Source organism: Nitratireductor sp. GZWM139 (assembly GCF_030068685.1).
GTDB classification, from domain to species: Bacteria; Pseudomonadota; Alphaproteobacteria; order Rhizobiales; family Rhizobiaceae; genus Nitratireductor; species Nitratireductor aquimarinus.
Map to the genome: position 1 here is coordinate 76,521 of NZ_JAMQML010000018.1, position 7,841 is coordinate 84,361.

The following is a 7,841-nucleotide window of genomic DNA, read 5'->3' on the forward strand; positions in this document are numbered from 1 at the left end:
GCCCTTCATAACCGCCGCCTTTGCGGCGAACTCTCGGCGTTGAGCTGGCCATATCATTCTCTTCCGCCCTGGCTTTCATCTCACTGGTAAGGCTGTGGCGTCCATCCCACTCTACTTGAGCGCAAAATGTAGACCGTGGCGCTGCTCATGCCGTATTCTCTGCACAGCTTGGATACCAGCACGCCGCTCTCCATCTGACGCAGGATGCCCATGATCTGCGCCTCGGTGAATCTCGCTCATCTTGCTGAGAAGACTCTAACTTCACATCCCCTGAGATCGGGGGAGGCGCGACAATCCCTTCTGTAGTTAAGCTGTGGGCTCCAAGTTTTATAGAGCCATTCGTGACATGTCTCATTGGCCTTCCTGCCTTGCTGGTGCACACCCTCAGCCCCGCAGCAATTAATCGGCAATAAGCAAATATATATTGTAATGTATTCTTAAAGCAGGGCGTTCCAGAGATTGCCGTCTAAAACAAATAGCCGGATGCTACCATCAGAGGTCGGAGCGCCAAATTGCTTTGACATGCGGACCACGCCGCCATTGCGTTGACCGCCGAGGTGGCTAAGGTTGAAACGACACTCTTGGGGGCGGGGGATTTCATGGACAACCACAGTGCGGTCGACGCAGCAGACTCGATCAAAGATCGCCTTCTTGCCGATCGTCGTATCTTGCTCGATTTGAGCACTCGGAATCGTCTGGTCAACATCCCGCTGCGTTCGAGAAATATAAGAACGGTCGAGATCGTCGATGAAAAGTCGACTGAAATCTTTCGGCTTTTGGTTGAAGGAAAGGGACTCACATTTCTCCCTGGACGACAGCTTACAAAGGAGGAGAAGGCAGAACTCGATGAGGCCGATGACATCACCGGCGGCATTCCACAGCCCGATGACGATGAAGAGGTGGATGAACGCGGCATAGCGCGCCGCCACACGGACACACGTCTGCAGACACGGTTGACTTCGCAAGGGCTGCAAAAGCGGCTATTCGACATCTGGTATGATGCTCGAACGCTCGAGGAAGAGCAGGGCGTCAACATCCTCTATCTGGCGTTGGGGCTTGTTCGGTGGTTCGATGCTGAAAACTCAGACATCGAGCGCCATGCTCCCATCGTCCTTCTTCCCGTGCAACTTGACCGCACAAGTGCTGCCGATCGATTTACGCTTCGTTGGCGTGGAGAGCCACCATCGTCCAATCTTTCACTTCAGGCCAAGTTGAATGCTGAGTTCGGTCTGAAGCTGCCGGATCTGGCCGATGAGGAAGAAGTCGATATCGCGAGCTACATCGAGAAGATTACCGAGGCGGTGTCGAGCAAAGAACGTTGGTCGGTTTTGCCGGACGGGATGGTTCTTGGCTTTTTCTCGTTTGCCAAGTTCTTGATGTATCGCGATCTTGATCCGGACAACTGGCCTGAAGAGAAGCCTCTTGAACGGCACGCCGTTGTTGAAGGCCTGTTGGGCGATGGGTTCCCGATGCGCGAACCGATTATACCGGATACAGGACGCATCGATCCATATATTCCACCAGAGAAAACCCATCATGTTGTGGATGCCGACTCGTCACAGGCGGTTGTCATCGAAGAAGTGGCGCAAGGCGGCCATCTCATCGTCAAAGGACCGCCTGGGACGGGGAAAAGCCAGACCATCACCAACATAATCGCAGCTGCGGCAAAGGAGGGCAGAAAGGTTCTCTTCATGGCGGAGAAAATGGCGGCGTTGGATGTGGTGCATCGGCGGTTGAGAGATGCGGGGCTCGGACCGCTGACCCTGGAACTCCATTCGAACAAATCCAACAAGCGTGCGCTTCTTGAAGAGCTCCGCAGAACGAAAGATTTAGCGGGCCGGGTCCCGCAGAGTGATGCCACCGTCGTCACGCGCCTGAAGGAAGCTCAGAGCGGGCTCAACAATCATGCAGATGCTATGCATAGTGTGCATGAACCCTGCGGCATGACGCCATACCAGCTTATCGGGCACCTCGTCCGCGTCGGTGAAGGAGGTGGACTTCCGGGATTTGCGCTCGCTGCCCCAGAGAATTGGACGCCTCTGGACTATGAAAAACGACTGGATGTCTGTGGCGAACTGAGAGATCGCTTCGGTTCCATTGGTCGACCTGTAGAACATCCTTGGTACGGCGTGCGTCGGGAAGCTCTCGATCCAGGTGAGATCGACCAACTGCGCCGGAGTGTCGCCGAGTTGCGTGCGGATTTTGAACGCATTCGGACTATTTCTCTGGAAGCATCCAGTCGTCTAAATATCGAGGGGCCGAATAACTTCTCCGATCTCGTGGCTCTGGTGAGGGTTTTGCGGGCGATCACTTCAGTCCCGGACTTCAACCGGGAAGCATTCGCGGACCCCATATGGCAGCAACCGGGGCGGATCGCAGAGCTGGTTGAGGCTGGTAGCAAACTCAAGTCTCTGCGGGATACGGTAGGCACTTCGTTTGTGGAGACGGTTTGGACCTCATCGCTGGCAGAATGCCGATCCGTGCTAGCAGCGAAGGGGGCGTCGATATTCCGGATTTTTAGCGGCGAGTATCGATCGCGGCTTGCCTTGCTGAAGTCATACATGAAACAGCCATTGCCGAAGGAATTATCCGCCAGACTCGCGCTGGTAGACACTGTGCTTTCTGCACAGGTTGCTCTGCGCGAATTCAATGACTTTGAGCCAATGGGCGTTTCGGCGCTGGGAACGCAGTGGAGCGGCGAGAGATCGGATTGGGCGCGGGCCCGCGCTGTGGTGGAATGGCGGCAGGCAAATGAAGGTATCTTAACGCCGGACATTCTCAAGTATCTGGCTCAGGCGACTGACCTGCCGCGCCAAGTTGAGATTTCGCGTGAGCTATCGGAGCTGCTGACACGGCATGTGAAGAAGTGGAGCGAATTGCAGAAGTTCCTGGAGCTGGATATGCAGCAGTCTCTGGCGGCTGATAATTTCTCGTCTGCGGAGATCGAGTGCCTCGCACAGCGACTGGACCTCTGGAGTGATAATATCGAAGGCGTCACTAAGTGGACTGCATTTTACGACCGATGTAGAATCGCATCCTCACTCGGCCTCCAAAGTCTTGTAGACGGCGTACTTCGCGGCGATCTTGATGCGGATACCCTGGTCTCGACGCTAGAAAGATCATATTTCGAGGCACTTCGAACTGATTTCTTTGCGCGTGAACCTGACCTCAAACGCTTCGACGGCGAGCTACATTCCCGCTTGGTGGAAACGTTCTGCGGGTTGGAGGCTGCCCGCATGTCGCTTGCCCGGGAGCAGATCGTTGCCCTGCATGCAACGGAATTGCCTCGTAGCAACGGCGGTATCGGTCCACTCGGTGTTCTCAATGGCGAATTGGCGAAGAAGCGCAATCATCTACCCATACGTCAGCTTCTCGATAGGGCCGGACCCGTCATTCAGCAAATCAAGCCGATCTTCATGATGAGTCCACTATCGATCGCTCAGTTCCTGAAGCCGGGCTCAATTTCGTTCGATCTTCTGGTTGTCGACGAGGCTTCGCAGATCGAACCGATCGATGCACTGGGGGCGATCGCCCGATGCGCCCAGGTCGTCGTCGTGGGGGACGAGCGTCAGCTCCCGCCAACGCGCTTCTTTGCGAAGCTCACCTCCGAAATTGACGAGCAAGAGGACGATGACAGTGTCACATTCCAGGCCCGGGATGCGGAGTCGATCCTTGATCTCTGCCTCGCCAAGGGAATGCCGTACCGCATGCTTAATTGGCACTACCGCAGCAAGCATCAATCCCTGATCGCAGTGTCGAACCGCGAGTTTTACGACAATAAGCTCTTTATCGTTCCGAGCCCATATGACGCGGTCGCAGGGATGGGGCTCAAGTTCAATTACCTTCCGCATGCACACTACGACCGTGGAAACACGCGCACGAATCCAGTTGAGGCCAAGGCCGTCGCTGAAGCTGTAATCAGGCACGCCACGGAGCGGCCCGAGCTTTCTCTGGGTGTTGCGACATTCTCGGTGGCTCAACGTCAGGTGATCCTGAAGGAACTCGAGCTTCTTCGCCGAGCTCATCCCGAAACGGAAGACTTCTTCAACCGGGCTTCCACCGAGCCCTTCTTCGTCAAGAACCTCGAGAATATTCAGGGAGACGAGCGCGACGTTATCTTCATATCGGTTGGGTACGGAAGGACGAGCACCGGCTACATGGCGATGAGCTTCGGACCTCTGAATTCCGAAGGTGGTGAGCGACGCCTGAATGTGTTGATCTCACGGGCCAAACTTCGGTGCGAAGTCTTCTCTTCCATAACGGGGGACGACATCGACCTTGATCGGGTCCGCAGCCGAGGCGTCACAGCACTCAAGCTCTTCCTTACATTTGCACAGACGGGCAAATTCGGCATTGCAGAAGAGACCGGCAATGGGCCGGACTCTGTCTTCGAAGAACAGGTGGCCGACAAACTTCGTTCGCTTGGCCATGATGTGAAAGCCCAGATCGGATCGGTTGGATTTTTCGTCGATCTCGCCATCTCCGACCCTGAAAAGCCGGGGCGTTTTATTTTGGGTATCGAGTGCGACGGCGCACAATACCACTCATCCCGGTCGGCGAGAGAACGTGATCGTCTCAGGCAGAGAGTGTTGGAAGACCATGGATGGATCATTCATCGAATTTGGTCGACGGACTGGTATCTCCGCCCCAACGAAGAATTGGCCAAGGTATCGGCAGCGATCGAGAGCGCGAAGGCAGAATGGCGGAGCCGTGATGACGGTCTGGCAAAGCCTCGGCAGGCCGTGCCATTGCACTTCACCACGCATACTGAAGCAGATGTCGACGTGATCACCGCACACGTGTCGCCGGAAGAGCCACTTCTCGCAATTCCATACGAGGAATCCTCACTAGCGGTCCGTACCGATCGCGAGCCGCATGAAATTTCCGTATCGGAAATGGCACGTTACGCAATCCAGGTAGTCAAGGAAGAAGGGCCACTTCACCAGAGCGAGATCGTCACGAGAATACGATCGGCGTGGGGGTTGGCACGCGCGGGTAATCGGATTCGGGACGCCGTTTTGGCGGGGATCAGTGCAGCTAAGTCGCAGGGGGAAATCAATGGTGACGGGCAATTCTATACCGTACCAGGCCAGCAAATCCGCGTGAGAGATCGTTCAGCGGTCATGTCTCAGTCGCTAAGGCGACCGGAAGCTCTGCCGCCGTCCGAAATCCAGGCCGCGGCCGTTGCAGTGCTGGAAGTGAACTTCGGAGCCAGTCGGGAGGAACTCATCACGGCTATTGCGCGGTTGTTCGGGTTTGCATCGACGAGCGCGCAGCTTCGTACAACCATTGAGCGGTCGGTAGAAAATGCAGCTCACACCGGTTTGATCCAGGAGGTAAACGGATTTCTGACGAGTGCCTCCAGCGGCGGCTCGGCGGCAGTGGAAGAGAAAACGATGCAGGCGTGAAAAATGCGCATATCATGGCATATTAAACGTGATGAGACAGTCCGGTCTGAAGATCCTGAGAAAGATTCGGGCAAGCGCTCTTCATTTGGAGACCCGTAGGGATAGATGCGGTGCTGCGGATGTGGCTTTCTGTTCTTCGGTGCCTGGCAGGTCGGGATAAACTGATCTTGCGCATCAGCCAGTGCACCCGCCTGCGGCCGGCCCACCAGTCTTGACGCCGCGGGGGCCGAGTCAACTGTCTCGAGCTATACCGTGGTGTCTTCATGAGCGCCGCGTCTATGAGGCGCATCAGTTCGAGGTTCTCAGGCGTTTTGCCCGCCGGTTGGCAGTAGAGCGACGTCCGTGAGATTAGGATCAGTTCGCACTGTCGACGGATCGGGAGCCCGTTGTGAGCGAGGGCAATCATCATTCTCCTCCGGTTCAGGCTCAGCGATCGATGGCCTTGGCCAAAAAAATCCCGCTCGACGGCGAACTGGTCGATCTTGGTATGCAGCTTCGTCACCTCAGCCTCCCGACCGACCTGCACTTCGGAAACCTTGTCGTCGAATGCCTTAATCAGGGTCTCAATTGCCTACCGTTGCCACTACGTCACCTGATTTGGGTGAAGCTGGTGCTTCGTTGCCACTTCCGAAACCGCCCGTTCGCCACGGATCGTCTCAATCGCAAGGTAGGCCTTGAACGGGGCCGTAAACCGTCTGCGTCTCTTCATGGTGGATCGTACTTTTCATCGGACGATCCATCATATGCCTTGTCTCAGAAACTCGCACTACCTCTCAGTGCCAACAGTGGCCTTATGGTGCGTTGTCAGGTGGCACACCCTCAGGTGATCCTAGTCGGTAGTATCTGGATAGGGTGCGTACGTACCCATCAGCAGGCGCGAAAGCAAATACCTCAGTTGTGACGCCCTGATCTCCTTGAGTGATGCCTGGGTGCCCTGTGACTTTGCCTGTCAGGCAACCTACAGGCCGCAGTACAAAGGTCCAGCCTTCGATCAACGGAGCGTTTGAGAGTTCCGTTTCGTCCGGTTTCTTACCGTTGAGGATCTGTTCGAGGTCGTTGGCAAGGCCGCGTAGCCGATTAATCTCGAACGTCATGTCGAAAGCGTGTGATTGATCTTCGGATACAATAATCATGAGAGTCTCCTGCGCCAGCTGACCTGCGTGGTCGAAGCTGACGTGAGTCATTGAATGATGGATTGGAATTCTAAGAAGTGGATTGAACGCCTGTCAGTTCAGCGTATCAGTGGTCCGTGTGTCACCAGCAGTTCAAGCCTCATGAGGAGTAAGTGTACCACGCCTCTACAACGGGCCCCGGTAGCGCTACACATGGTCAACCTCTTGGGTGAACTCTTGTGCGGTGTGACACTGGACTAAGCTCTGCTGCATGATCGCTTCGACATCGGCTCCGGTAAGGCTTTGTGTTTGGAGCAGTTCGGTTGCGATCAACTCAACAGTGTTTCGATGAGTAGATACAATACTCTTGGCGTGATTGAATTCGTTGGACAGCAGTTTGTCGACCCGCTGTCGAAGATCGAGGTTCTGTCGCAGCAAAGTCAGTGGTTCAGTTTCGTTTGCAGCTAGCAGGTAGCTGAGTTGGTCTCCCAGTCCAAAGGATGCCTCGATATTCAAGGCGCAGAGCGTGGCCATGTGCAGATCTGCTCCTTCCTGGCCTCCGCCTCCTGATGAGCGAGATCCCAACAGCACTTCTTCCGCTGCCAATCCGCCGAGCATTGTGGTGATCTCGCCTAAGAGCTCGCATCTCAACATCGTCGGGGAAGAGTTGTACGAGAAACGGGTCTGTCCACCACTCTGCTGGTCGCGATCATCGAGTGTCAGGGAGGTCGCGATCGATACGTCCACCAAGCGGCCGACTTTAAGTACATGCCCCACCAAAACATGACCTGCTTCATGAACGGCTAGTCTGTGTTGTAGGCGCTCAGTAAGGGCTAGGCGAAGGGGGAGGGATGCTGTCAGATCATCGACTGTCATTGCACGCCTTGCACGGCGTGCAATTCGACGTGCATCGCGTACCAGCTTTTCCAGGGCGGCACCGGTGTATCCTTCCGTCCCATCAACAACCTCATTGAGGTCAGCCCCGACGAGATTGCCTTTCAAATGCCATTTGAGAATTCCCGTTCGAGCATCGTGATCGGGGAGGGGGATACGGATAATTCGGTCCAGACGCCCTGGTCTGATCAATGCTGTATCCAGTTGCTCAGGATAGTTTGTCGCCCCAATGACTACTACGCCTTCCCGTCCACCCACGCCATCAAGGCATTCCAGTAGGCCGTTTGTGACTTCCCTGTTGTAATGTGCATGGTGATCTGACAAGCGAGACCTATCCCCAACGCTGTCCATCTCATCGATGAAGAGGATCGCCGGTGCATTTTGCGGGTTTCGGTAATTCCCGGCCACGGATTTCAGTAATTCCCGG

The 7,841-nt window shown here is 55.5% G+C and carries 4 protein-coding genes and 1 pseudogene; 1 reads left to right on the top strand and 4 read right to left on the bottom strand.

Annotated elements, in window-relative coordinates; translation table 11 throughout:
* Positions 1-80 precede the first annotated feature (80 nt).
* A pseudogene (locus NDI72_RS22125) lies at positions 81-224 on the bottom strand (hypothetical protein); the annotation flags it as partial.
* Positions 225-599: 375 nt separating this feature from the next.
* Here NDI72_RS22125 and proA point away from each other — a divergent pair.
* Positions 600-5,408, top strand: a complete 4,809-nt coding sequence (gene proA / locus NDI72_RS18980) for an anti-phage protein ProA (protein WP_283801407.1) — start codon at positions 600-602, stop codon at positions 5,406-5,408.
* A gap of 583 nt (positions 5,409-5,991) precedes the next feature.
* Here proA and NDI72_RS22130 read toward each other — a convergent pair.
* The 3 genes from NDI72_RS22130 to NDI72_RS18990 form a co-directional block, all read right to left on the bottom strand.
* Positions 5,992-6,117 carry a transposase gene (locus tag NDI72_RS22130; protein WP_502888429.1) on the bottom strand — a complete coding sequence of 42 codons (126 nt, stop codon included), beginning with the start codon at positions 6,115-6,117 and terminating at the stop codon, positions 5,992-5,994.
* Between the two features lie 82 nt (positions 6,118-6,199).
* Positions 6,200-6,541, bottom strand: coding sequence for a DUF6634 family protein (locus NDI72_RS18985; RefSeq protein ID WP_283801408.1), 342 nt, complete (start codon positions 6,539-6,541; stop codon positions 6,200-6,202).
* Between the two features lie 186 nt (positions 6,542-6,727).
* A partial coding sequence (locus tag NDI72_RS18990; protein WP_283801409.1) for an AAA family ATPase occupies positions 6,728-7,841 on the bottom strand: 1,114 nt, incomplete at its 5' end.